General features: G+C 73.3%; 24 protein-coding genes. 11 read left to right on the top strand and 13 right to left on the bottom strand.

Going from position 1 to position 25,132, the window contains the following annotated elements; all coding sequences use genetic code 11:
• Positions 1–22: 22 nt before the first annotated feature.
• Complete coding sequence (locus AB0F11_RS26570; protein ID WP_362178540.1) at positions 23–2,887, bottom strand: penicillin acylase family protein; 2,865 nt, start codon at positions 2,885–2,887, stop codon at positions 23–25.
• 260 nt (positions 2,888–3,147) lie between these two features.
• Between AB0F11_RS26570 and AB0F11_RS26575 the strand changes: the two genes are divergently transcribed.
• The 4 genes from AB0F11_RS26575 (at position 3,148) to AB0F11_RS26590 (ending at position 7,665) form a co-directional block, all read left to right on the top strand.
• Complete coding sequence (locus AB0F11_RS26575) at positions 3,148–4,644, top strand: potassium/proton antiporter (RefSeq protein ID WP_362178607.1); 1,497 nt, start codon at positions 3,148–3,150, stop codon at positions 4,642–4,644.
• 429 nt (positions 4,645–5,073) lie between these two features.
• Positions 5,074–6,378, top strand: a complete 1,305-nt coding sequence (locus AB0F11_RS26580; protein WP_362178542.1) for an MFS transporter — start codon at positions 5,074–5,076, stop codon at positions 6,376–6,378.
• Between the two features lie 67 nt (positions 6,379–6,445).
• The gene (locus AB0F11_RS26585; RefSeq protein ID WP_362178544.1) at positions 6,446–6,745 is read left to right on the top strand and encodes an FmdB family zinc ribbon protein; all 300 of its coding nucleotides are present in this window, start codon (positions 6,446–6,448) and stop codon (positions 6,743–6,745) included.
• 86 nt (positions 6,746–6,831) lie between these two features.
• Positions 6,832–7,665: an S-methyl-5'-thioadenosine phosphorylase gene (locus tag AB0F11_RS26590; RefSeq protein WP_362178547.1), complete on the top strand. Its 834-nt coding sequence runs from the start codon at positions 6,832–6,834 to the stop codon at positions 7,663–7,665.
• Between the two features lie 40 nt (positions 7,666–7,705).
• Here AB0F11_RS26590 and AB0F11_RS26595 read toward each other — a convergent pair whose 3' ends face one another.
• Positions 7,706–8,686, bottom strand: coding sequence for a zinc-binding dehydrogenase (locus AB0F11_RS26595; RefSeq protein WP_362178550.1), 981 nt, complete (start codon positions 8,684–8,686; stop codon positions 7,706–7,708).
• A 123-nt stretch (positions 8,687–8,809) separates the two neighbouring features.
• On the opposite strand from AB0F11_RS26595, the gene AB0F11_RS26600 reads away from it, so the two are divergent.
• From AB0F11_RS26600 to mscL, 3 genes are all read left to right on the top strand, one after another.
• Positions 8,810–9,148, top strand: coding sequence for a helix-turn-helix domain-containing protein (locus AB0F11_RS26600; protein WP_362178553.1), 339 nt, complete (start codon positions 8,810–8,812; stop codon positions 9,146–9,148).
• 195 nt (positions 9,149–9,343) lie between these two features.
• Positions 9,344–9,802, top strand: a complete 459-nt coding sequence (locus AB0F11_RS26605; RefSeq protein WP_362178555.1) for a hypothetical protein — start codon at positions 9,344–9,346, stop codon at positions 9,800–9,802.
• 141 nt (positions 9,803–9,943) lie between these two features.
• Complete coding sequence (gene mscL, locus AB0F11_RS26610) at positions 9,944–10,429, top strand: large conductance mechanosensitive channel protein MscL (protein WP_362178558.1); 486 nt, start codon at positions 9,944–9,946, stop codon at positions 10,427–10,429.
• Positions 10,430–10,433: 4 nt separating this feature from the next.
• Here mscL and AB0F11_RS26615 read toward each other — a convergent pair whose 3' ends face one another.
• Together AB0F11_RS26615 and AB0F11_RS26620 are read right to left on the bottom strand one after the other, a co-directional pair.
• Entirely contained in the window at positions 10,434–10,673 is a 240-nt protein-coding gene (locus AB0F11_RS26615; RefSeq protein ID WP_362178561.1) for a hypothetical protein, read from the bottom strand.
• A gap of 49 nt (positions 10,674–10,722) precedes the next feature.
• Entirely contained in the window at positions 10,723–10,908 is a 186-nt protein-coding gene (locus tag AB0F11_RS26620) for a hypothetical protein (protein WP_362178564.1), read from the bottom strand.
• Positions 10,909–11,094: 186 nt separating this feature from the next.
• On the opposite strand from AB0F11_RS26620, the gene AB0F11_RS26625 reads away from it, so the two are divergent.
• The gene (locus tag AB0F11_RS26625; RefSeq protein ID WP_362178567.1) at positions 11,095–12,249 is read left to right on the top strand and encodes a low temperature requirement protein A; all 1,155 of its coding nucleotides are present in this window, start codon (positions 11,095–11,097) and stop codon (positions 12,247–12,249) included.
• A 55-nt stretch (positions 12,250–12,304) separates the two neighbouring features.
• Positions 12,305–13,573, top strand: coding sequence for a cytochrome P450 (locus AB0F11_RS26630; protein WP_362178570.1), 1,269 nt, complete (start codon positions 12,305–12,307; stop codon positions 13,571–13,573).
• A 130-nt stretch (positions 13,574–13,703) separates the two neighbouring features.
• On the opposite strand, the gene AB0F11_RS26635 is transcribed toward AB0F11_RS26630, so the two are convergent.
• Positions 13,704–14,195, bottom strand: a complete 492-nt coding sequence (locus AB0F11_RS26635) for a DUF5949 family protein (RefSeq protein ID WP_362178572.1) — start codon at positions 14,193–14,195, stop codon at positions 13,704–13,706.
• A gap of 57 nt (positions 14,196–14,252) precedes the next feature.
• On the bottom strand, positions 14,253–14,873 hold the full coding sequence (locus tag AB0F11_RS26640; protein ID WP_362178575.1) for a hypothetical protein: 621 nt from the start codon (positions 14,871–14,873) through the stop codon (positions 14,253–14,255).
• Positions 14,874–15,037: 164 nt separating this feature from the next.
• On the opposite strand from AB0F11_RS26640, the gene AB0F11_RS26645 reads away from it, so the two are divergent.
• Positions 15,038–15,487 carry a DUF6299 family protein gene (locus AB0F11_RS26645; protein ID WP_362178578.1) on the top strand — a complete coding sequence of 150 codons (450 nt, stop codon included), beginning with the start codon at positions 15,038–15,040 and terminating at the stop codon, positions 15,485–15,487.
• Positions 15,488–15,535: 48 nt separating this feature from the next.
• Here AB0F11_RS26645 and AB0F11_RS26650 read toward each other — a convergent pair whose 3' ends face one another.
• From AB0F11_RS26650 to AB0F11_RS26670, 5 genes are all read right to left on the bottom strand, one after another.
• On the bottom strand, positions 15,536–15,736 hold the full coding sequence (locus AB0F11_RS26650) for a hypothetical protein (protein ID WP_362178580.1): 201 nt from the start codon (positions 15,734–15,736) through the stop codon (positions 15,536–15,538).
• Positions 15,737–15,801: 65 nt separating this feature from the next.
• Complete coding sequence (locus AB0F11_RS26655) at positions 15,802–17,805, bottom strand: SpoIIE family protein phosphatase (RefSeq protein WP_362178610.1); 2,004 nt, start codon at positions 17,803–17,805, stop codon at positions 15,802–15,804.
• 186 nt (positions 17,806–17,991) lie between these two features.
• Entirely contained in the window at positions 17,992–18,255 is a 264-nt protein-coding gene (locus AB0F11_RS26660) for a hypothetical protein (protein ID WP_362178582.1), read from the bottom strand.
• Between the two features lie 17 nt (positions 18,256–18,272).
• Positions 18,273–19,547, bottom strand: coding sequence for an NAD(P)-binding domain-containing protein (locus tag AB0F11_RS26665; protein ID WP_362178585.1), 1,275 nt, complete (start codon positions 19,545–19,547; stop codon positions 18,273–18,275).
• Between the two features lie 168 nt (positions 19,548–19,715).
• A complete protein-coding gene (locus AB0F11_RS26670) occupies positions 19,716–21,344 on the bottom strand; it encodes an ATP-grasp domain-containing protein (protein WP_362178587.1) in 1,629 nt (542 codons plus the stop codon).
• A 151-nt stretch (positions 21,345–21,495) separates the two neighbouring features.
• Here AB0F11_RS26670 and AB0F11_RS26675 point away from each other — a divergent pair, with 151 nt between their 5' ends.
• Positions 21,496–23,031, top strand: coding sequence for a glycosyl hydrolase (locus AB0F11_RS26675; protein ID WP_362178589.1), 1,536 nt, complete (start codon positions 21,496–21,498; stop codon positions 23,029–23,031).
• A gap of 5 nt (positions 23,032–23,036) precedes the next feature.
• On the opposite strand, the gene AB0F11_RS26680 is transcribed toward AB0F11_RS26675, so the two are convergent.
• Together AB0F11_RS26680 and AB0F11_RS26685 are read right to left on the bottom strand one after the other, a co-directional pair.
• Positions 23,037–24,179, bottom strand: a complete 1,143-nt coding sequence (locus AB0F11_RS26680; protein WP_362178592.1) for a GNAT family N-acetyltransferase — start codon at positions 24,177–24,179, stop codon at positions 23,037–23,039.
• Entirely contained in the window at positions 24,176–24,928 is a 753-nt protein-coding gene (locus tag AB0F11_RS26685; protein ID WP_362178594.1) for a lipopolysaccharide biosynthesis protein, read from the bottom strand. Before AB0F11_RS26685 ends, AB0F11_RS26680 begins: the two co-directional genes overlap by 4 nt.
• Positions 24,929–25,132: the final 204 nt, after the last annotated feature.

Below are 25,132 nucleotides of genomic sequence, written 5' to 3' on the forward strand. Positions count from 1 at the left end.
CCTCAGGGCTTGGCCCCGGGCGTCACGGCTTCAGCGTGAGCGTCTCGGCCGTCGCCTTCTCCACGGCCTCCTTGCCGAAGGGCCAGTCCAGCAGGTCGCCCTTGGCCCACAGGTCGGTCTGGTCCGTGTAGTTGTCGTGGTACGTGTGCCCCGACGCGCCGGTCAGGTTGATCCAGCGGGACTTGTCCAGCTCGTTGAGGTTCACCACCATCCGCATCGACGGGACCCAGGTGACCCCGTATCCGCCGGAGGCGTTCCAGCCGGTGGCGTTGACGGTGGCCTCGCCGCCGCCCAGGTTCCACGGGCCGCGGTTGAGGAGGAACTGCAGGAAGCCCGGGCCCTCCTTGCCGATGGTCTGGTTCTTCAGCGTCAGCTGGTGCAGGCGGCCCCAGCTCCAGGTGGACTGGTCCTTGCCGAGCTTGGCGGTCAGCTCCCAGCGGGCGTCGCGCATGGCCCGGGCGAAGAGCTGGTCGCGGGTGGTGGTCGCCGGCTGGTTGCGCAGGGCCGGCGACTGCCACCAGGCCGACTTCTCGTCCTTGACCAGGCGGCGGACCACCTCGAACCAGCGGTCGCCGCCGTCCGGCTGCGCCGAGTCGGCGTCTCGGGTGCCGCACTCGCGGACCGTCTTGGCCAGGTCGTCGGCCGGGCCGCTGGTCTCCTCGCGGACGTTCATGCAGCTGCCCTCGATGCGCAGCTCCTTGGGCAGCTTGTCGCCGAAGGCCAGCTTGAGGATGTTGCGCCAGACCGCGTTGAAGTAGGCGGCCGCCGCCGAGTCGGGCTCCTGGGTGTAGTTCCAGCCCTCCAGCAGCTTCTGCGCGGCGCGCACGTCCGGGTCGGAGACCTCGATCTTGGCGAGCATCGGGGTCAGCAGCGCGGCGATCTCGCTGCTGTTGTCCATCTGCATGGCCCGCATGTCGTCCATGGAGATCTTGCCGCTGTCCTTGATCTTCGCCTCGATGAGGTCGTTGATCCGCTGGCTGCGGGCACCGTAGCCCCAGTCGGTGGTCAGCGCGTGCGGGTACTTGCCGACGCCGGTGCCGTTCTCGACGACGGCCTGGTTGGCGGTGACGATGTAGCCGCGGGACGGGTTGTAGTCGTACGGCATCTCGTCCTGCGGGATGTAGCCCGTGTTGCCGTCGCGGCCGCCCTTCCAGGCGTACTTGGACTCCCAGCCGGGGGCGGGCATGCGGCCGTCGCCGGCGCCGCGCAGCGGGATGCGGCCCGGGGCCTGGTAGCCGATGTTGCCCTTGGTGTCGGCGTAGATCAGGTTCTGCGAGGGCACCTCGAAGTCGCGGGCGGCCTCGCGGAAGGAGGCGAAGTCCTTGGCCCGGTCGAGCTTGAAGACCGCGTCCATCGACTTGCCCGGGTCCAGGGCGGTCCAGCGCAGGGCGATGCCGTAGCCGTTGCCGCGGTCGGGGGCGGAGCCGTTCACCGGGGCGCGGGTGCCGACCGTCTCCAGCTCGTCGCTGCGGTCGGAGATCAGCGGGCCGTTGTTGGTGCTGCGGATCGTGATCTTCTTCGAGGCGCCGCCGGCGACCTTGATCTCCTCCACGCGGGTCGTGAAGGGGACCACCTTGTTGTCGTAGACGTAGCCCTCGGGCTTGACCTGCTCGAGGTAGAGGTCGGTGACGTCGGCACCGAGGTTGGTCATGCCCCAGGCGATGTCGTTGTTGTGGCCGATGACCACACCGGGCATGCCCGAGAAGGTGTAGCCGGCCACGTCGTAGCGGCACTGGGCCGAGGCGGCACGGCAGTGCAGGCCCATCTGGTACCAGACCGAGGGCAGCTGCGGGGACAGGTGCGGGTCGTTCGCCAGGAGCGGCTTGCCGGTCGTCGTGTACTTGCCCGAGACGACCCAGGAGTTCGAGCCGATGCCGCTGCCGTTCGGGCCGAGGATCGCCGGGACCTGGTCCAGGCTCTTGGCCAGCGAGGTCAGCGAGGTGCGCAGGCCCACGCTCGCGCCCTGGGCGCCGGCGTTGTCGGCGAGGCCGGTGGGCGAGGTGGTGGAGGCCTGGGAGCCGCTGGTGCCGCTGCCGCCGCCGGTGGTGTTGCTGCTGCTGTTGGAGCCGGCGGCGCCGTTGGCACTGTTGCTGCCGTTCGAGGAGCCGGCTGCGGCGGAGGCGCCCTGCGGGGTGTACTTGCCGCCGTCGACCTTGCCGCCCTCGACGATCGGCTTGTTCCGGTCGAAGGGGTAGGGCGGGTACAGCTCCTCGATCTGCGCCGGCGTGAGCCGGTTCGCCATCAGCGCGCGGTCGATCTCGTCCTGCATGTTGCCGCGCAGGTCCCACGCCATGGCCTTGAGCCAGGCCACCGAGTCCACGGGGGTCCACGGCTCCGGCTTGTAGTCGTCGCTCAGCTTCAGCGCGGCGTGCTCGACGGAGAGGTCCTTGCCGGACTTCCCCTTCAGGTACGCGTTGACCCCGTCGGCGTAGGCCTGGAGGTACTTCTTCGTGTCGGCGGACAGCTTCTTGTCGTACTCCTCCTGCGCGACCTGGCGCCAGCCGAGGGTCCGCAGGAAGGCGTCGGTCTCGACCTGGCCGGCGCCGAACATCTCGGAGAGCCGCCCGGAGGTCATGTGCCGGCGGACGTCCATCTCCCAGAACCGGTCCTGCGCGTGGACGAAGCCCTGCGCGCGGAAGAGGTCGTCCTCGCTGTCGGCGTAGAGCTGCGGGATCCCGTGCGAGTCGCGTTTGACGTCCACGGCTCCGGTCAGTCCCGGCACCTTCAGGGTGCCGCTGGTCTGCGGGAACGAGGCCCGGACGGTGTCCAGGCCCCAGTAGGTCCCGTACCCGAAGCCCGTGAGGAGCGCCAGGACCAGTACGAGCACGATCAGACGGGCGCGTCGTCCCTTCTTCTTGGCGGAAGGGGCGGTTTCTTTGGCGGGCATCGCTGTCCTTAGAGGGGCAGGGTGGTCCTGGGAGTGCTGAGAGCAACCATAGGCGCAGGACCCGTCTCGTTGATCCGCCAGGGGTCGAGGTGATGAGGACAGGGCGGAGCAGGCGTTTCACAATGTGGTTATCACGTAAAGGGAGCGTCAACTATTAGGTAAGGTAACGAAGTACTTGCCGATCTTGTCGCCGGGAGGAACGATCCGCCAGGCGCGTTGAGGAGGGCCGCCCGCTGACCGTCCACACGCTCAATGCACTTCTGCTGGTCTGCTCGCTCGTACTGCTCACCGCCGTGGCGGCAGTGCGCCTATCCTCGCGCAGCGGCCTTCCCAGCCTGCTCATCTACCTCGGCATAGGCGTGGCCATAGGCCAGGACGGCATAGGCAACGTCGTCTTCGACAACGCCGAGCTGACGCAGGTCATCGGCTATGCGGCGCTCGTCGTGATCCTCGCCGAGGGCGGTCTGGGCACGAAGTGGAAGCAGATCAGACCGGCCCTGCCGGCGGCGGGCATGCTGTCGCTGGTCGGCGTGGCGGTCAGCGTGGGCGTGACGGCGGCGGGGGCGTACTACTTGGTCGGCCTGGACTGGCGCCAGTCCCTGCTGATCGGCGCGGTCGTCTCCTCGACCGACGCCGCCGCAGTCTTCTCCGTCCTGCGCAAGGTTCCGCTGCCCTCGCGGGTCACCGGTGTGCTGGAGGCCGAGTCCGGCTTCAACGACGCCCCCGTGGTGATCCTGGTCGTCGCCTTCTCGACCCTGGGGCCGGTGGACGCCTGGTACGTGCTCATCGGCAAGATCGCCCTGGAGCTGGCCATCGGCGCCGCGGTCGGCCTGGCCGTGGGCTTCCTCGGGGCGTACGGCCTGCGGCACGTGGCCCTGCCCGCCTCCGGCCTCTACCCGATCGCCGTGATGGCGATCGCCGTCGCCGCGTACGCCGCCGGCGCCCTGGCGCACGGCTCCGGCTTCCTCGCGGTGTACCTCGCGGCCATGGTGCTCGGGAACGCGAAGCTCCCGCACTGGCCGGCGACCCGGGGGTTCGCCGACGGACTCGGCTGGATCGCCCAGATCGGCATGTTCGTCCTGCTCGGCCTGCTGGTCACCCCGCACGAGCTGGTCGGCGACTTCTGGCCCGCGGTGGTCATCGGGCTGGTGCTCACGATGGTGGCGCGGCCGCTGGAGGTCTTCGTCAGCCTGCTGCCGTTCCGGATGCCCTGGCAGGAGCAGGCCCTGATGTCGTGGGCCGGGCTGCGCGGCGCGGTCCCCATCATCCTGGCGACGATCCCCATGGTGACCGGCATCGAGGGCAGCGACCGCGTCTTCAACATCGTCTTCGTGCTGGTCGTCGTCTACACCCTGGTCCAGGGGCCGACCCTGCCCTGGGTCGCGCGCAAGCTCAACCTCGGCACCGGCGCCGAGACCGCCTCCGACCTGGGGATCGAGTCGGCGCCGCTGGAGAAGCTGCGCGGACACCTGCTGTCCTTCGCCATCCCCGCCGCCTCCCGCATGCACGGCGTCGAGGTGAGCGAGCTGCGGCTGCCGCCCGGGGCGTCGGTGACCCTGGTGGTCCGCGAGGGGACGAGCTTCGTACCGCTGCCGTCGACGGTGCTGCGGCACGGGGACGAGCTGCTGGTGGTCGCCACGGACCCGGTACGGGACGCGGCCGAGGCGCGGCTGCGGGCCGTGGCCCGGGGCGGCAAGCTGGCCGGCTGGCTGGGGACGGGGAACGGGGCGCCGGGCGCGCCCGGGGGCCGGCGCTGATCGCCCACACGAATCCACGGCCCCGGCGGCTTTCCACTTTAGAGCGGCGTTCTAATTCGACTGCTTCGCTGGGTTTCCATGGATTTTCGCTGGATTGGGCAGGGGTTTGCCCCTATTCGCAGGCCCCTGGAATGCGAACTTCCAGTTAATCCCAGGCGAAGACATGGCTTGTCGCCGGAATCACAGGGCGTGATAGCGGGCCTGCCTGTACGATAAAGGCACACCACATCGAACCAACTCTGCCTGACGCAGAGCTGGCGCGACCGCAAAGCGGCCGTGGCTCCCTCCCGCAGTGGGCGCCCAGGTATCACTCGGTTCTGCGCAAGAGGACAGCTCTCGGGGCTCCCACATGTACGGGTGCGGTCGCTCACAAGGCGTCCGGCCGTCCGCAGACGGGGATGCTCTACCAGGCAGCGGAAAGGCCAGGCCGTGACATCCGCGGTCACGACCGACACGTCCGCCCGACCCGGCTACGGGCAGCTCCTGCGCACACCCGGCGCCCTCTCCTTCGTCCTCCCCGGCTTCGCCGCCCGCCTGCCCTTCGGCATGCTGACCATCAGCATCCTGCTGCTCGTCCAGCACGCCACCGGCTCCTACGGCGACGCGGGAATCGTCTCCGCCGTCACCGGCGTCTCCATGGCCCTGTTCGCCCCGGTCATGGGCAAGCTCACCGACCGCCGCGGCCAGAGCGCCGTCCTCGTGCCGGTCGTCCTCGTCCACGCCGCCGCGGTCTCCGCCCTGACCGCGCTGGCCCTCCTCGGCGCCCCGCTGTGGGCGCTCGCGCTGGCCGCCGTCCCGGCCGGCGCCTCCGTCCCGCAGGTCGGGCCGATGGTCCGGTCCCGCTGGGCGGCCAAGCTCGAAGGCTCCCCGCTGCTGCCGACCGCGGCCGCGTTCGAGTCCGTCACCGACGAGTTCACCTTCGTCGTGGGCCCGGTGCTCGCCACCGCCCTGTGCACCGGCGTCCACCCGGCGGCCGGCCTGTCCACCGAAGCGGCCCTGACCCTGCTCGGCGGCCTGTTCTTCGCCGCGCAGCGCGCCACCGAGCCGAACGCCGTCCCGCAGACGGCCCACGGCGAGAAGCACGCCTCGGCGCTGTCCTTCCCGGGCCTGCGCGTCCTGATCGTCGCGTTCCTCGGCATCGGCGCCGTCTTCGGCGGCATGCAGGTCTCGCTCACCGCCTTCGCCGAAGAGATCGGCAACCCCGGCGCCAACGGGCTGCTGTACGGCATCTTCGCGGCCGGCAACATGGTCGCCGGCATCACGATGGGCGCCGTCGCCTGGAAGATCGGCCCGCGCCGCCGCCTGATCCTGGGCTACGTCGGCCTGACCGCGGCCGCCTCGGTCCTGTGGGCCGTGAACTCGGCGGTCCTGATGGGCGCGATCGGCCTGCTCGTCGGTCTGTGCATCGCCCCCGCGCTGATCACCGGCTACACGATGATCGAGCAGCTGGTCCCGGCCGCCTCGCGCACCGAGGCCTTCACCTGGCTCACCGGCGCGGTCGCCTTCGGGCAGGCCGTCGCCGTGATCGTGGCCGGCCGCCTGACGGACGCGCACGGGTCCTCGTACGGCTTCCTGGTGCCGATGGCGGCCACCGCGCTCGCGCTGGTCACCCTGGTGGCGCTGCGGGCGAAGCTGGCCCCGAAGGCCCCGAGCCGGATCATCAGCTCCTCCGCGGGAGCGGCGGACGCCGCCGAGCGTGGTGTCGGTCACCGCGTGCCGGTGACGGTGGACTGATCGACCGGAATACGTCACCATGGAGCATCGTTAGCACTCATCGAGTCAGAGTGCCAGGAGGAAATTCGTGCCGACCTACCAGTACCAGTGCACTGAGTGCGGTGAGGGCCTTGAGGCCGTGCAGAAGTTCACCGATGACGCACTGACCGAGTGCCCGAGCTGCAAGGGACGCCTGAAGAAGGTGTTCTCCGCGGTCGGCATCGTCTTCAAGGGGTCCGGTTTCTACCGGAACGACAGCCGCGGTGCCTCGTCCAGCAGCACCCCCGCCTCCTCCTCGAAGCCGGCGTCGTCCACCACGTCGACGGCCTCTGCCGCCCCGGCCGCCTCGTCGTCGGGCAGCAGCTCGAGCTCCACCTCGGCCGCCTGACCCGGCCCACCACCCGGTTCCTCGCGAAGGCCCCGCCGCCCCCTCGGGCAGCGGGGCCTTCGCGCACGCCCGGTTAGGGTGGCGGCATGGCTAACGCAGAGATCGGTGTCATCGGCGGTTCGGGCTTCTACTCCTTCCTGGAGGACGTCTCCGAGGTCCAGGTGGACACCCCGTACGGGCCCCCGAGCGACTCCCTCTTCCTCGGCGAGCTGGCCGGGCGGCAGGTCGCCTTCCTGCCCCGCCACGGCCGCGGCCACAAGGTCCCGCCGCACCGGATCAACTACCGGGCCAACCTGTGGGCCCTGCGCTCCATGGGCGTGCGCCAGGTGCTCGGCCCGTGCGCGGTCGGCGGGCTGCGCGCCGAGTACGGTCCGGGCACGCTGCTCGTCCCCGACCAGCTGGTCGACCGTACGAAGTCCCGCGCCCAGACGTTCTTCGACGGGGAGCCGCTGCCCGACGGGACCGTTCCCAACGTCGTGCACACCACCTTCGCCGACCCGTACTGCCCGGTCGGGCGGTCGGTGGCGCTCGCCGCGGCGCGGGGCCGGGCCTGGGAGCCGGTGGACGGCGGGACCATGGTCGTCATCGAGGGCCCCCGGTTCTCCACCCGGGCCGAATCGCAGTGGCACGCGGCCATGGGCTGGTCGGTCGTCGGCATGACCGGCCACCCCGAGGCGGTCCTCGCGCGCGAGCTGGGGCTCTGCTACACGTCGATGGCGCTGGTGACGGACCTGGACGCGGGCGCGGAGACCGGCGAGGGCGTCTCCCACACCGAGGTGCTGCGGGTGTTCGGCGAGAACGTCGGACGGCTGCGCGAGGTGCTCTTCGACGCGGTGGCCGCCCTGCCGCCGACCGACTCCCGCGACTGCCTGTGCACGCACGCACACGACGGCTGGGACCTGGGCATCGAGCTGCCGTAGGGCTGGGGGCGGCTGGGGGCGCACGTACCGGGGCCGGGGCTTACTCGCCCGCCACGCGCAGCAGCAGCTTGCCCGTCGTGGTGCGGCCGTCCATCAGGCGGTGCGCCTCGGAGGCTGCGGACAGCGGGAACTCCGCGGTGACCGGCAGCTCCACCGCGCCGCTCGCGGCGAGCCGGAAGGAAGCGGCGGCGATGGCGCGCAGCGCCTCCGGGTCGTCCTGGGCCAGGGCGAGGACGGAGAAGCCGGCCACCGAGAGTCCGCGCGGGTACAGCTCGCCCGGGCCGGCCTGCCAGGGCGCGGCCCCGCCGGCGTTTCCGTACGAGACGAGCCGGCCGAAGCGGGCGAGGGTGCCGAGGCTGCGGCGCAGGGTGTCGCCGCCGACCGGGTCGAGGACGAGGTCGACGCCGCGGCCGCCGGTGGCCCGGCGCACCTCCTCGGGGAAACCGTCGCCGACGAACACCTCGTCGTACCCGGACGCGAGGGCCTCCTCGGCCTTCCCGGGGCGCGAGACGACCCCGTAGACGGCGCCCGCTCCGGCGAGCCGGGCGACCTGGCCGGCCACGGTGCCGACGCCGCCGGCCGCGCCGTGGACGAGGACGCTCTCGCCGGCGCGCAGCCGGCCGACCTCGTGGATCAGGGCCTGGACGGTGGGCAGGACGGTCGGCAGCGTGGCGCCGGTGCGCAGGGTGATCCCCTCGGGCAGTGCGAAGACGGTCGCGGCGGGGGCGAGGGCGACCTCGGCATAGCCGCTGTGGGCGGTGAGCGCGGCGACCTCCTGGCCGGGGCCGAGTCCCTCGACGCCGGGGCCGACGGCCCGGATCCGGCCGGAGACCTCCAGGCCGGGGCGGAACGGGAGGGCCGGGACGCGGTAGCCCTCCGATCGGGCCTTGAGGTCGGCGAAGTTGACCCCGGCGTAGGCGACGTCGATGGTCACCTCGCCCGGGCCGGGCTCCGGTACGGGCACCTCGGTGACCCGGAGCACCTCGGGTCCGCCGAACTCCTGGAACTCGATCGCACGCATGGCTGTATCCCCCGGCCACTAGACTGTTCAACGAAAAGCGAACACTGCTCTGGGGTGCGAATGTACGGTCTTCATCGAACACTCCGCAAGGGCAGGCGGACGAGAAGGGGGCGAGGAGCCGCGATGGGACACCGGGCAGAACCAGAGCACACCCACCCGGAGCAGGTGCCCGTGCAGGCCGCGCTGGCCGCGCTGGCCGATCCGGTACGGCTCCGGCTCGTACGGGAGCTCGCGGCGGCGGGCGACTGGGAGCGGGCCTGCGGCACCTTCGACGTGCCCGTCGGCAAGGCGGCGCTGAGCCACCACTTCGCGGTGCTGCGCTCGGCGGGGCTGCTCGAACAGCGCGACCAGGGGCCGCGGCGGGTCAACCGGCTGCGGCGGGCGGAGTTCGAGGCGCGGTTTCCGGGGCTGCTGGAGCTGGTGCTGCGCGAGGAGACCGCAGGCGGGACGGGCGGGGAGTAGCCCGGACGGGTGAGGGGGTTGTCCACAGGCTGGGGATCGTCCACAGGGGCGGGCGGGGCGGCGGATCGTGAGGGGTGTCCGGACGCCGGGTCCGGGCATCGGTACCTACCCAGCTCGGTGGTGGTCGTCATGTCCAGGTCCGCGCAGGGCCGTTGCGCCCCTGCTTCCCTCTCTCCGTGTCCTCCCGCCCGTCCCGTGCCCGCGTTTCCGCCCCTGCGGGTGGGCCGGGGCGGGGACCGGCTGCGCCGGGCCCTGCGGCGCCGGCGGCGGGGCGCCTCGGCGGCGCTGGCCGTCGCCGCGGCCGCGCTGGCCGTGGCGGGCGGCGCCCAGGCCGCCCAGGCGTCCCGTGGGGCCGCGCCACCGGTGGCGAAACCGCCGCCCGCGCCGGTGCGGATGGTGTCGGCACCGGTCCGCATCGCCGATGCGGCGACGGTGCGGCTGCTGCGGCCCGGGGACCGGGTGGACGTGGTCGCGGCCGAGCGCACCGGGGCGCCCCGGGTGGTGGCCGCCGGGGCCCGGGTCGCCGAAGTGCCCGCACCGGAGCAGGGCGTGGGGGACGGCGGGGCGCTGGTGGTCCTGGCGGTGCCCCGGGAGACCGCGCGGGAGCTCGTGGGGGCGGGTGCGGTGGCGCGGCTGGCGGTGGCGCTGTGCTGAAGCGGACAGTCGTGCGGATTCGGACGGGCGTGCTCTCACGTCGCCGCGGATCTGCCGCCGATTGGACACGCCGGGCCCCGACTGCCGTAGCTTTCGGAACCGTTGGCTCCATGTCGGGCGGATTCGAGGAGAGACTCAGTGGTGAGCGAGAAGAAAGAGAGCGTCCTGGCGGGCTTCAAGGCCTTCCTGATGCGCGGCAACGTCGTCGACCTGGCGGTAGCCGTGGTGATCGGCGCCGCGTTCACGAACATCGTGAACTCGGTGGTGAAGGGGATCATCAGCCCGCTCGTCGGCGCCATCGGCACGAAGAGCCTGGACGGCTACTCCTCCTGCCTGAAGGGCCCGTGCGGCGTCGATGCCAAGGGGGAGGCGATCGGCGTCAACATCCTCTGGGGTTCCGTGCTGAACGCCGCACTGACCTTCCTGATCACCGCCGCGGTCGTCTACTTCCTGATGGTGCTGCCCATGGCGAAGTACCTGGCCCGGATGGAGCAGCGGCGCAAGGTCCGGGAGGGCGTCCAGGAGACCGTCGTGGTCACCGAGCTGGAGGTCCTCAAGGAGATCCGGGACGAGCTGGTCACCCAGCGCCGCAGCGGCGAATCCGGGATCCCCGGATCCCGGCACTAGCCGGTCAGAGGTGGTGCGGCGGCTTCTCGTCGAGGAAGCGGGCCAGGTCGGCCGCGCTCCCGGCGGACGGCGGCCGCTCACCCCACCCGCGGTCGGTGTCGTCCGCGGACTGCTGGTCCAGCGGGTCGTCGAAGACGAGCCGCGGCCGGGGCTTCGGCGCGGCCGCGGACTCGGCCCGCGATCCGCTCTCCGCGGGTACGGGTGCGGACGCGGGCTGCGGGTCGGAGGCGGGGGCGCTGCTCATGCCTCCAGGGTACGGGCGCCCCGGCCCCTGCCCTTCCCCGCGGCCCGGGTCAGCTGGGTGCCTCGGCGCCCCTGCGGGCGTAGAACCACCAGCACACGGCCAGGCAGGTGGCGTAGAAGCCGATGAAGAGCCACAGCGCGCTCGTCACGGCCATCGCCGCGAACATCGCGGGGACGAAGAAGAAGCCGTAGGCCGCGATGGCGGAGGAGAAGCCGGTGACGGCGCCCGCCTCCATCTCCGACTGCTTCAGCGCTGCGGCCTGCGCCTGCGGGCCCCGGCCCGCGGCCTGCGCATGTGCTGCTCCCGGAAGATCACCGGGATCTGCCGGAAGGTGGACGCCCCGCCGTCCCCCGGGGTCGGATCACCGGGGCACTTGCGCGCCTTGCCTGCGGGGCGGTCCGCGACTGGTGTGCTGGGCGGTATGACGTACGTACCGATGACCGCGCGCGACCGGGAGGAGAGCCACCGGGCCTCCACCCCGCTGGAGCTGTTCTTCGACCTGTGCTTCGTCGTCGCGGTGGCGCAGGCCGGCCGGCAGCTGGTCCACGCGCTCGCCGAGGACCACGTCGGCAGTGGTGTCAGCGGCTATCTCTTCGTGTTCTTCGGCGTCTGGTGGGCCTGGATGAACTTCACCTGGTTCGCCTCCGCCTACGACGTGGACGACGTGCCCTACCGGGTGGCGACCCTGGTGCAGATCTCCGGCGTGCTCATCTACTCGGCCGGTATCCCGCGCGCCTTCAACGACAACGACTGGACCATCGCCGTCATCGGCTACGTGGTGATGCGCCTGCCGCTCACGGTGCAGTGGCTGCGCGCGGCAGCCGGGGAGCAGGGCGCGGCCCGCCGCTGCGCGCTGACCTACGCGGTCGGGCTGGTGGTCTGCCAGGCCGCGTGGGTGTCCCTGCTCGCGGCGCCCGAGCGCAGCCGCCGGTGGCTGTTCGTCGTGTGCGTGATGGCGGAGCTGATGGTGCCGGTGGTGGCCGAGCGGGGGCACCAGACGCAGTGGCATCCGCACCACATCGCCGAGCGGTACGGCCTGTTCACCATCATCGTCCTCGGCGAGACGATCGCCGCCAGCACGGTCGCGGTCCAGTCCGCGATCGACGAGCACGAGGCGCTGGGCGAACTGCTGCCGATCGCGGCGGGCGGGCTGCTGCTGGTCTTCGCCGCCTGGTGGATCTACTTCGCCGTCCCGGCGCACGACCGGCTGCGGACCAACCGGGAGGCCATCCCGTGGGGGTACGGGCACTACGTGATCTTCGCGGCGGCCGCCGCCATCGGCGCCGGGATCGAGGTGGCGATCGAGCACACGGTCGGCAAGGCCCACGTCTCGCAGCTCACCGCCAATCTCGCGGTGTGCGTGCCGGCGGCGCTGTTCCTGGCCTTCGTGTGGCTGCTGCACTCCCGGCACTTCAAGCGCGGCGCGGCCCAGCAGCTGACCCTGCCGGTGTCCGCGGCGGTCATCCTCGCCTGCGCCTGGACCGGGACGCACGCGGTGCTGTGGACGGGGCTGGTCGCCGCGGCCACGGTCGCGTTGGGCGTGACCTTGACCGACCGGGAGCGTTCTGGTGCGTGAGGAGCGCGGGCGGCGTCGGCCGCGGCAGCCGCGCCGGCGACAGGAAGAAGAAACGATGAACGTCCCGGTACAGCGGTACGTGAACACGGGCTCGGCGGTGGCGGAGTACGGGGAGCTCGCCGACCCCGCGTTCTGGCAGCAGCCCCCGGCCGCCCGGCTCGCGGCCTTCGCCCGGCTGCGGGCCCTGGACTCCCCCGTCTACGTGCCGGAGGGCAAGGGCCGCGGGCACTGGGCGCTCGTACGCCATGCGGACGTACAGGAGGCGAGCCGGCTGCCGAAGGTGTTCGCGAGCGCCCCCGGGGTGACCACGCCCGAGCCGGCCCGGTGGGTGCGGGCCCTGTTCGGGGACTCGATGGTCAACCTGGACGGCGCCGACCACGCCCAGCTGCGCAAGATCGTCCAGCGGGCGTTCACACCCCGCCTGCTGGCGGCCGCCGAGGCCGACATCCACGCGGTGGCCGCGCGGATCGTGGACGACGTACTGGCCGAGGAGCCCGACGAGTTCGTCTCGGCGGTGGCGTCCCGGCTGCCGCTGGAGGTCATCTGCAACATGATGGGCATCCCGGAGCGCCACCGACCGGAGATCGCCGACCGCGTCAACCACGCCTCCGAGAACATCGGTGTCGAGCGGGGTCTGGCCTCCCGGCTGCGGATGCCCGGCCGGGGGCTTCGGGCGCTGGCCCGGATGCAGCGGATGGTCGCGGGCATCGGCCGCGAGCGGCGCAAGAACCCGACCGACGACCTGATCTCGGCGCTGGTCTGCGCGAACGTGGACGGGCAGGCGCTGGGGGCCCGCCAACTCGGGGCGTTCTTCTCCCTGCTGATGGTCGCCGGAGTGGAGACCACGCGCAACGCGATCACCCACGGGCTGACCCTGCTGACCGACCACCCCGACCAACGGGACCTGCTGCTGAAGGACTTCGAGGCGTACGCGGACGGGGCGGTGGACGAGATGATCCGGCACTCGACGCCCATCATCCAGTTCCGCCGGACGGTGGCCGCCGAACACACCCTGGGCGGGCACCTGTTCCGGCCCGGCGACAAGGTGGTGCTCTACTACGCCTCCGCCAACCGCGACGAGGCGGTCTTCCCCGACCCCGACGCCTTCGACATCACCCGCTCTCCCAACCCCCACCTGGGCTTCGGCGGCGGCGGACCGCACTTCTGCCTGGGCGCCCACCTGGCCCGGGTCGAGATGAAGGCCCTGTTCCGGGAGCTGCTGACGCGGCCGGTCGGGCTGCGCGCGGTGGGGCTGCCGGACCTGGCGGGGTCGAACTTCGACAACCGCGTCCGGTCGCTGCGGTTCGCGTTCGACCAGCCGTAGCGCACGCGGCCCGGCGCACACGGCAGTCGGCGGCGCACCCGGCGGTCGGCGGCGCTCGCGGCGGGACAAGGGGCCGGCCGCCGGGCAGGCTGGGAGCCCGGCGGCCGGGGCGGGGGGCCGGGCCCGGCCGCTACTGGAGGCGGCGCACCGACAGCACGCAGTGTGCGCTGCTGGTGAGCACCTCCTCGTCGCCGGCGAAGGCCCGGAGGGTCTCCGGGTCGACCGGCCGGCCGGGCACGGCCTCGGGCCAGGCGCGCGTGGCGAACAGGAAGTAGGCCTGGCCGCTCTCGTTCGCCGCGTCCACCCACTCCTTCGGGGCGGTGCAGGTGGCGTTCAGTCCGGGCATGGTGAGGGCGATCTGGCTGTCCGCCAGCACGATCTGCACCGGGAAGGCGTTCGGGTTGCGGGTGCCGTCCATGACGACGTCGCCGATGGGCAGGCCGATCTCCTCCAGCAGCCCGCGGGCGGCGCCCTCGCCGGCCTCCTTGCCCTGCGGGCCGTCGCCCAGCGTGTAGGCGAGGAGGTACGGGATGTCGTGGCCCTCGGAGGGGTCGCCGATCCAAGCGAGCACCGAAAGGGTGCCGAGCTGGGACCGGTCGATTTCGGCTTGAGTTGAAGTCATGCGCCGCACCCTAGTCGCCCGGCCGATGACCCCTTCACGGCCTTTCACCCGGGCGGGCTAGACCGCCCAGAATCCTTCTCCGGAATTCGACTGGACGTTCGCGTCCTGATACTGCAGGCGCACAATGCGAGCGTTCTGCGGAATTTCGAACACGACCCATCCCTCGGCCCGCTCACCGACCGCGAGGGAATCGAAGACGAGGGGTTTGCCGGTGGTCAGCTCACCGGTCCGCACCACGCCGTGGCGCTGACCCGCGCTGTCGTACGCCCACATGTGCCCGAGCGCCCCGTACGAGGCGCCGCCGACGTTGACGAACGACATCGAGGCGGCCACCCAGCGCTTCCCGGCGGGCGGGGAGAAGTCCTTCTCGACGCTGACCGCGGGGTCGACGTAGGCGTTGAGCACGGCCTGGAGGTGGCGGCCCACCTGGCGTCCGTGGAACTTCACGGAGTCGCCGACATGGGCTTCCTTCACGACGCCCTGCCCCGGGCCCGCGCCGGCCGCAGCGGCCGCGGGATCGTCCTCGGCGCCCGGCGCGCCGTCGTCCACCGGGACGGCGGGCGCCGCCGCGGGGGCGAGCGCGGCGCCGTCGGAGGAATCGGAGCAGGCCGTGGCGCCGAACAGCAGGAGGGGCAGGAGGGCGGCGGCAAGGGCGGAGCGGGAGGCGGACTGGCGCATGCGCGATCCCTTCGGGGACCTTCGGGGACGTATTCCGGCCAGTCTCACGCGCCCGAGCGGGGAATTGCACACACCGACACGGGTGTGCGCGGCCAGTTGGCGCCCGACTGCCAGCACAATGCGTTCCGACGGATTTCCGACGCCCGAATCCACCTGGAGGAACGATGGGTACGACCGGCCGCCGAATGGCCCTGGCCGCTCTTTCCGCTCTGACCGCCGCTGCCGCATTCACAGCACCGGCCGCTGCCGCGCCCAACAATTCAGCCATTTCCGTACAGCCGTTCGCTCAGATCGGCGAGGACGGCACGATCACCCTTTCCGGCACCTACCGCTGCGACGGGGGGTCACCCATGGGGGCGAAGCAGATCTCCGCGACCGTGGTGCAGGAGGGGACGCACCTGACCACCAGCGCCGGCGAGGCCGTCTGCGACGGCGCCCAGCACGAGTGGCAGACCACCGGCAGGCTCCCGCAGAGCCTCGGCCTGCCCGGCGAGGTCCACCCCGGGGCGGCCCGGTTCGAGGCCCGGCTCCAGGAGGTGCGCTTCTCCGGGCTGATGCCGAAGTCGACCAGCGTCTCCGCCGAGGACGTCCAGGAGGGCGAGATCGTGGCCTGAGCCGGGTCACGGCGTCCGCGTGCACCCCGTGCCGGCCGGTAGCCGCCGCTACCGGCAGGCGGGCGCCACGCCCGTCATCGACATGAACGCGACCGTCTGGCATCCGGGCTCCGCGTGCGGGCGGCCCGTCGCCCAGTCGACGGCGGTCGGCAGTCCGGCGGCCAGCAGGAGCAGCGCCAGCAGGGCAGGGGCGGTGCGCCGGCTCAGGCGGCGGCGCACGGGGGGATCCGTTCCGTACAGCTCGGGCACGTCGGTCTCATGGAGGGCATCGTCACCCCGCCCAAGGTCCGCCGCAACTCGGCGTGAGCGCCCGGTCACCCCACCCTCCGGGCGCTGCCGGCCGTGTCGAACTCACACCACACCGCCTTGCCCTCGCCGCGGGACTCCACACCCCAGTGCGTGGCCACCGCGTCCACCAGGAGCAGCCCCCGCCCGGTGGTGGCCGCCTCCCCCGGCGTGCGGCGGCGCGGCCAGACGCTGGAACGGTCCTTCACCCACAGCCGGATCCGCCGGGTCGGCTCGGGCAGCACCTCCATGGTCAGCACCGCTCCGCCGTCGGTGTGCAGCAGTGCGTTGACCAGCAGTTCCCCGGCCGCGAGCTCCACGTCGTCGGCGAGCTCGGGCATGCCCCAGTCCCGCAGGGCCTGCCGCAGCGCGTACCGGGCCTCCGACAGGCCCTCGGGGTCGGCCTGGTGGATGTACTGGTGGATCCGCGGGGCCCGGTGGGTGCCGGGGTCCGGGGCCCGGCGCAGCACCAGGAGGGCCACGTCGTCGCCGGAGCCCCAGCGTTCCCAGAGCCGGTCCGAGAGGTGGTCGGCGAGCGCGCCGGCCTCCTGCGGGCCACTGCGGACCGCGTGGGCGAGGGCCTCCATGCCCTGGGTGATGGCGGTGCCGGGCTCCTCCACCAGGCCGTCCGTGCACAGCACCAGCGTCTCCCCGGGGACCAGGTCGAGCCGGGTCTCGGGGAAGTCCTCCTGCTCGAAGACGGAGGCCAGCCCGAGCGGCAGCCCGCCGCGCACGTTGGGCCAGCCGGTCCGGCCGTCGGTGTGCCGGATCAGCGGCCCGAGGTGGCCCGCGCGGACCGCCCGTACGCCGCCGGTCTCCAGGTCCACCTGGGCGTACATGCAGGTGGCGAAACGCTCGGTGTCCAGCTCGGCCAGGAAGCGCGAGGCCCGCGCCAGCACGGTCGACGGCGGGTGCCCCTCGCCCGCGTACGCCCGCAGCGCGATCCGGAGCTGGCCCATGATCGCCGCCGCGTGCGTGTCGTGCCCCTGGACGTCGCCGACGACGAGGCCGACCCGGTCGCGGGGCAGGGCGATCACGTCGTACCAGTCGCCGCCGACCTCGCGGCCGCTCCACGCGGAGTGGTAGCGCACGGCGATCTCCCCGCCGGTGATCTCCGGGATCCGGCGCGGAAGCATCGAGGCCTGCAGGCCGGTGGCGAACTCGCGCTCCTGGTCGAACAGCAGCGCCCGTTGCAGGGACTGCGCCACGATGCCGGCCAGGCCCAGGCACAGGTTGCGCTCCTCGGGGCTGAACTCGGTGCGCCGCCGGTAGAACAGCACCAGCCCCCCGATCGCCTTGGCCTGGGCGATCAGCGGCAGGTAGGCGGCCGCGTCGAAGCGGATCCGGTTCAGGTAGTCCGCGAGCATCGGGAACTCGCCCGCGAGCGCGGTGAGCGAGGTGACGAACCGGGCCTTGCGGGTGATCACCGCCTGGGACAGCGGCAGGGAGCCGTCGAGCCGGGTGAACCTGCGCTCGCTGAGGATCTCCAGCGACTCACCGCTGAGCGCGATGATCTTGATGGCGCCGTTCTCGACCAGCCCCAGCGCCAGCCCGTCGGCGCCCAGCCGCTCCAGGGCGCCCGCCCCGGTCAGCGCCGCCGTGACGTCGTCGACGGTCACCGCCCGGGACAGGGCCTCGGTGGTCCGCTGCACGATCGTCGCCTGCTTGGCCCGCGCCGACTCCAGCTTGCGCAGCACGGTCATGTGGGCGAGCTCGGCGGTCGCGTCCCGCACGATCCCGACGATGCGCCGCGCCTGCCCGCCGCTGTCGCGCAGGATCCTGCCCTGGGTGTGGGTCCACTGGTCGGCGCCGTCGCGCCGCTGCACCGTGAAGTACGAGCCGTACGTCTCGGCGCCCCCGTCCAGCGCGGAGCGCACCGAATCGGCCAGGCGCGCCGCGTCGTCGGACGGGATCCGCAGGCCGAGCCCGTCCGGGGTGTTGTCGAACTCCTCCGGTTCCAGGTCGAAGACCTCGTGCGCGGAGGCGTCCAGTGACAGGGTCCCGGCCTCCAGGTCCCACTCGAAGCTGCCCATGCCGTTCAGCGCGAGCCGCTGCCCGGGACCGGTCACGGGGTCGTGGCGGGCCGGCCCGGGCCGCGGGCCGTGCCCCTGCCCGGGGGCGTGGCCCGGCCCCTGACCGGGCCCGTGGCCCTGCACCGGTCCGTGCCCCGGTCCGTGTCCGGATCTGTCGCGCTCCGCCGCTGCCACCAGTCACACCACCTAACGGCCGGGCCAGCACGGCTGGGAGATCAGCCGCTCCCACTCCTCGTCAGGATGCCCCGGGAGGGTGCGTCCGGCCTCCCGCCAGCGCTCGACGAGAGACAGGTAGATCGTCGTCTGGTCCGGCGCCGCATGCGCGGGAGGGCCGTACGGGCCCCCGTACGAGGAGCCGTACGGTGCGGCCCTCGCGGGCGCGGGCTGCTCCGTACGGCTGGCCGGGATCCGCACCCAGCCGCGGCCCTGTGCTCGCTGCTCCGCACTCATCGGCGACCCCTCTCAGCTCACCGCGCAGACGTCTTCGGATGCCCCGCCCCGGCCCGGACGGGCCGTGCGGTCCCCAGGGGGCCGGTCGGCCGGCCCCGGGCCCCGAGGCGCCTTCGGACTCCTGCGACCAGTCTCCCCGCCGTGAACCCCGCACCGTGCACGAATCGCATGGAAGGGCCGAATGAGGGAGCCGTCAACAGCCCCGCGAAGAACAACCCCGGCCAGGACGACTCGAAATCGGCGCCGAGCTCCGGCGTGCCGCCGTCCCCGACGGTCTCCAGGGCGGCCCGCAGCCGGGCGTCCAGCAGCCCCAGCCGCGCCAGGTCCGGGTGGAAGCCGGTGGCCGCGATGACGTGGGCGACGTCCAGTACGACGGACTCGCCGGCCGCGGTGGTCAGCCCCAGCCGGGTCCGGTCCCCCACCGCGACCGCCCGGTGCAGCCGGTGCCCGAGCAGCACGGGCACCCGCTGCTCGAAGCGGTCGCGCAGCCACCAGGCCCCGGCGGGCCCGAGCGCGGTCGCGGCGATCCGCTCCCGGGTCGGCGCGGGCAGCCGGCGCACCGCCCACGGCAGCTCGGACCACACCCAGCTGCGCCAGCCGGTGCCCAGCCCGCTGTGCGGATTGCGCAGGGCGCGCAGGGCCGGCCGCTCCAACGGCTGGGGCACGGTGTTCCAGTTCAGCCGGGACCGCCGGGCGATGAGGACGGGCCGGGCCCCGGTCTCGGCGAGCAGGGCGGCGGTCTCCAGGGCGGCCTGCCCGGCTCCGACGACGGCGACCTCCCGCCCGGCGAAGCGGGAGAGGTCGCGGTGGCCGCTGCTGTGCGAGTAGTGGCCGGCCGGCAGGTCGCGCAGGGCCTCGGGGTGGCGGACGAAGGGCATCACCCCGACGGCGAGGGCGACGGTGCGGGCGAGCAGTGGCGGTCCCTCGGCGGTGCGGATGCGGAAGCCGTCGCCCTGCGGGGTGACCTCGGTGACGGTCACCTCCTCCACCTCGGGCGCGGCGCGCCGGGCGAACCACAGGCCGTACGCGCTGAAGACGTCGATCGGCAGCGGGCGGCCGTGCTCGGCGGCCAGCCCGCGGCCGGCGCAGTACTCGGCCAGGGTGTGTCGGCCGCCCGGGGCGGACAGGTTGGAGGACCAGGGCTCCGACTTCAGGTACATGCCCTCGGGCATGTGGTCGCGCCACGAGGCCATGGGCCGCCCGAGCACGCGTACGCCGATCCCGGCCGCCCTCGCGTGCGCGGCGATCGACAGCCCGTACGGCCCGGCGCCGACCACGACGAGATCGTCCATCCGCGTCACCGCTGTCCCTCCAGTCTCATGGGTACTCCACCGGTCTCAGCGGCGGTACGGGGCCGGGGGCCGGACGCGCCGTCACCTCCGGCTTACCCCGGCCCGGCGCACCAAACGCCGCGGGGCCCGGTGTCGCGCGCAGGGGGCACCGCACCGGCTCCCGGCCCCTCACCGGGTCACCAGCTCGTCCGGTTCGGCGGCTGCCGCGGGGCCCGGCGGGCCCTGCAGCGCCGTCGCGGCCGGCGGCGGCGACGGCGGGGCGGGCTTGGCCGGCGCCACGGTCGCCGACGGATGTCCGGGAGCGGGCGGCGGCGGGCCGGGGGCTGGCGGCGCGGCGGGCGGGGCCAGGTCGCGCACGCGCTGGCGCGGGGCGCTCACCACCGCGCGCGCCGTGCGCCGGCCGTGCGCGGGAACCGTGCGCAGGACCCTCGCTCCCTTGCCCGCGCCGCGGCCGAGGAACGCGGCGAGCATCGCCAGGAACGGCATCAGATCGTCGGCGGCGAACCAGGCGGGCTCCACCCGCCCCCGCTCGGCCCGCGGCACCACCCGCAGCGGCCCGGTCCCGCGCACCGGCGCGGACACCGCCCGGCGCTCCGGCGTGCGCTCCGGCACCCGCTCCGGCGTGCGCTCTGCGCCGCGCTCCGGCACCCGCTCCGGCCCGCCTTCCGGCCGGCGCCCCGCCGGTACGACCGGCACCGCCCCCGTCCGGCGCACCGGCTGCAGCGGCCACTGCCGCCCGCGCAGCGACGCCAGCAGCGCGTAGTTCTCCGCGACGAACACCCGCCCGGGCCCGCCGGACGGCCGCGGGACCCGCTGCCCCGTCAGGTCCAGGTAGAGGGCCTGTACGACGTCCAGCCCGCCCGCGTCGGTGAACAGCCGGAACTGCGCCCCCGGCCGGGGGTTGAAGTCCACCAACCGGAAGCAGCCGCTCTCGTCGCGGCGGAAGTCCAGGTCCAGGATCCCCTGGTAACCCAGGCGTTCGGCGATCCGCAGCCCGGCCTCCTCCACCGCGGGGTCGGGCAGCCAGCGCCCCACCGCCGTCAGCCCGGTGCGCACCGGCCACGACAGCTCCTTGCGGCCCGATCCCGCGAGCAGCGGGCGCCCGCCCCGCGCGAAGGCCCCGTGGAAGAACCAGTCCGTGTCGGTGCCCGCCGGCAGGAACCGCTGGAGCAGCAGCCGGCTCCCGGCCTCCGCGGAGCGCTCGTACAGCCGACGCGCCTCGGCGGCGGTGTGCACGAGGGTGGTGCTGCGCAGTCCGGCTTCCGTGGGCAGCAGCCAGGGCCGGCTCCACTTGGCGACCGCGGGCAGGCCGAGGCGCCAGGCGGCCTCGGCGGCCTCGGCCCCGCCGGCCGGGATCGCGGTCTCCGGGTGCGGGATGTCCCAGCGCGCGCACAGCAGCGACAGCTCCGCCTTGTCGGCCACGCGCGCCGGGAGCCCGTCGGGCTGATGGGGGATCCGGAACCGCCCGGCGAGCATCGGCGCGATCCGCGCGACGGCGATGGCGCTCAGGTCGTCCATCGCGACGAGCACCGCCGGCCGGCCGATCCGCTCGGACACCCCGACCAGGCATTCCAGCAGCGCCTCCGGCGCCTCGGGGTCCAACCCGCCCGACGGACCGGGATGTACGGCGTGCAGGTACCGCGAGCGCCCCATGGGACCTCCCCCGGCCTCGACGACGGCATGGACCTCCACGCCCTTGCGACCGAGGGATCTGACGGCGCCGAGGGTTCCGTGGTGGAACGGATTCCGGTCGAGTCTGAGCACAACAGCGGGCACGTGGCCGGCGAACTCGTACATGGAAACGGTGTCTTTCACCTAGTCGGACCAAGCGGGGAGGGTGCGCAACTGCGAATGGCCTACACGGGCTGTCACCGGACAGGCCATTCGTCGGATGTGATGCCTAACGTCTGTGACAAGCACACCGATTCAGGAGAGCCCGGGAGATGCCATGCCCAGACCACACCGCCGCCTGGCGAGCACCTGCATCGGTACGGTCACGGCCGGGCTGCTCGCCACCGGTGCCGCCCTCGCGGCCCCCGACGACGACCAGCCGCAGACACCGCCGGACACCGCCATGGGCGCCTACCTCGACTACGGGCGCCGCGGGGTCGCCCGGATCCCGTTCCTGTCGAGCTGGCTCGGCGGCCGGGAGATCCGGGTCGGCCACACGTATCTGCCCGGCGACCGGTGGGCCGGCATCGAGGGCGGCGTCGGCTTCCTGGAGGACTGGGCCGAGTGGCGCCAGGCCAAGCAGGGCCGGATGTTCGTCCTCAACGTGCCCATGCAGGAGCGCAACGAGGGCAGGGTGCCCGACGGCCAGGTCGCCCGGCTGATCCGGGCGGGCGCGGACGGCGAGTACGACCACCACTTCAGGCGGCTCGCCGAGCGGCTGGTGCAGCTGGGCGTGCCGGACACGGTGATCGTGCTGGGCTGGGAGATGAACGGGGTCACCTACACCCACCGCTGCGCGCCGGACCCGGACCGCTGGAAGGCGTACTGGCGGCGCATCGTCAACACGATGCGCTCCGTTCCCGGGCAGGAGTTCTCGTTCGATTTCGCCCCCAACCGCGGTCAGGACGCGATCGGGTGGACCCGCTGCTACCCGGGCGACGACGTGGTCGACATCATCGGCATGGATTCGTACGACCAGGGTCCGGGCCGCACCTTCGACGACATGATCACTCAGCCGTACGGGCTCCAGCACCAGGTCGACTTCGCGAAAGCACACGGCAAGCGGGTCTCGTACCCGGAGTGGGGACTGTTCCGGCGCGGGGACAACCCCGAGTACGTGCGGCGCATGCTCCAGTGGATCGACGAGCAGAAGCCGGTCTACCACACCATCACCGACTACTGCCCGCACGGCGTGTGGCAGTGCAAGCAGAACCCGAAGTCGGCGTGGGCGTTCCGCAAGAGGCTGATGCCGGAGGTGCCCGGTCCGGTGGTCCCGACGCCCGTGGTCCCGACGCCGGTCGTGCCGACGCCCGTGGTCCCGACGCCCGTCGTGCCCACCCCGGTGGTGCCCACGCCCGTCGTGCCGACGCCGGCCGTGCCCACGCCGCAGATCCCGCTGCCCGGGATCCCCGTGCCGAAGCCCTCGCAGGCCGTGCCCTCTCCCCAGGTGCCCGCCCCGGTGTCCCCGCTCCCGGCGGAGCCGACGCCCGTACCCGTCGAGCCGAGCCGGGCCCCGGTGGAGCCGGCGCCGGTCCCGGTCGGGCCGAGCCCCGAGAACCCCGCCCCGGAGCCCGCGCCCGTGCCCTCGCCGTCGGCCTCGCCCCACAGGCCGAGCCCGGTCCCGAGCCCGGTCGTGCCCAAGCCGCAGCCGCAGCCGTCCCCGCCGCCCCGCCCGCAGCGGCCCTCGCCGGTCAACAGCACGCAGTGGTGCGTGCCGATCAACGTCGGCGAGTGGCTCTCCAAGCTGGTCGGCAAGCAGTCGGTCTGCATCACCCTCAACTGGGGTGCGGACTCCGGCTTCTGGCCCTGGTAGAGCCGTCATCGGACCCGCAGTTCGTTGAGCCGGGCCCGCCAGTCCCGGGCGGCGGGCAGCGCCTCGCGCAGCGCGTCCACCGCCCGCTCGCGCCCCGCGACCTGCGACTCGTGCAGCCGCAGCAGGGGCGCGAGCGCCGAACGGGCCATCAGGAACCGCTGGTTGACGACCGTGTCGGGCCGCCAGTGGTTCTTGTACGGCTCGCTGCCGCGCAGGAAGCTCACCACGGGGCGGCCCTCCGCCAGCGCGCGGCCGGCCTCGTAGCGCAGCAGCAGCGTCGCCACGTCGACCTTCCTGGTCCGCAGGTCCGGGTCGGCCCCGTAGAGGTAGCCGCCGCTCAGCGCGCCCGACAGCAGGGTGACGTTGGCGGCGACCACCTTCCCGTCGAGCCGGAACTCGGTGAGCCGTCCTTCGCCGGCCCGGACCATCCGCCGGGTGGCCCGGGTCAGGTGCTCGGCGAAGCGCGGCTTGAGGTGCTCCGGGGTCACCCCACGGCCGCGCCACTGCTTCTCGTGCAGCCGCAGCAGCGTCCGTACAGCGCGCGGCACCTCGTGCTCGGTGACCTCGTGCTCCTCGATCCCGGCCGCGTCGGTCTTGCGGAGCTTGGCCCGCACCCGCTGGGCCCCGGAGGCCGGCATCCGCTTGACCAGCTCGTCGAACGGCAGGGCGGGCAGCTCCATGCAGGTGGAGTCGGTGAGCTTGGCGCGGGCGCCGGGCCACTGGTCGTAGACCGCCTCGGCGGCCGCCCCGGGCCTGACCTCGCGCAGGTCGACGACGGCGCCGCGGGCGGCCTGGTGCAGGCCGCGGGCCAGTGCCGGGACGACCTGTTCGGCGTGGTCGGCGGCCACGAGGACGTCGAAGTAGTCGGTGATGCCGCCGCCGAGCGGTACGAGCAGCGGCAGCGGCCGGTGGACGAGCGTCAGCGCGGCCGCGCCGACGAGTTCCCCGTCGCGGCGCACGAGCACCAGGCGCAGCCGCCCGTCCCGGCCGTACGACAGCCACCAGGAGTGGAGCCAGGCGTGGCTCTGGAACGGGGTGGCTGTGGGGCAGGAGCGGAAGAGCCGGTTCCAGGGTTCTTCCAGGGCGGCGAACTGCCGGGGGTCGCGGCACAGCGTCACCGACAGGGCCCCGGTGGAGCCCGTGGTCATCGCACGGACTCCTTCTCCTTGGCCTCGGTGTGACCGCCGTGCTCACCCTGGGCGGGCAGGGAGGCGTACTCCTCGACCTCCTTGACCTCCTTGATCTCCTTGGTCTCCCTCGTCTCCTCGGCCTCCCCTGCCGCGGTGTCCTGCAGGCGCCGCGCCCGGCCGGGTCGGGCGAGCAGCCACAGCCCGCCGAGCAGGCCGCCGGCGCACAGGCCGACCGCGCCGCTGACGGGGGCCGAGGGGGAGGCCGGCTCGGCCGGGGCGACGGCCTGGCTGAACAGGATCAGCTGCACACCGGTGTTCCTGGCCGCCTGGTTGCTGCTCAGCGAGAGGGCGTCGGCGACCGCGTTGGCGATGTCGGCGGCCTCGGCGGCGCTGCGGGAGGTGCCGGTGACGGCGATCATCGGGGACTCGGGGGAGGTCTCGGCCCGCACGTGCGTCCGCAGCCGGCGGGCGTCGATGCCGGCGCGGGGCTGGGCGTACGCGAGGGTGGAGCTGCTGGTGGCGATACGGGCGTACGCCTGCGCGAAGCCGAGGGCGGTGGCCGGCTCGGTGGTGTCGTCGGGGACGGCCACGACGTAGCTGGTCGCGGCGTACTCGGGCGCCTTGAGGACTCCGTACGCGCCGCCCGCGGCCAGCCCGAGCAGGGCGGCGGCGGGCAACGGCCACCACGCGGGCGGCAGCAGCAGCCGCGCCCGGCGGCGACGGCGGTCGGACTTCTTCTGGTCGGCGGTGTCGGCGGTGTCGGCCATGTGAGTGCTCACTTCCTGGGTGAAGAGGGTTTCCCGCCGGCCCCGTTGCGGGCCGCGTCAGGAGGGTCGGATCAGCCGTTGTCGCCGGGCCCGGCGGGCGCACGGCCCGCCGGCGTGGAGGCCACCAAGGCCGCCACCCGCGAGGAGCTGCTGGCCGCCCTGCGCAAGGGTGCCGAGCTGGGCCGCCCGTACCTCATCGAGGTC

Origin of the sequence: Streptomyces sp. NPDC032472, assembly GCF_040636955.1 — a bacterium.
Classification (GTDB): Bacteria; Actinomycetota; Actinomycetes; order Streptomycetales; family Streptomycetaceae; genus Streptomyces.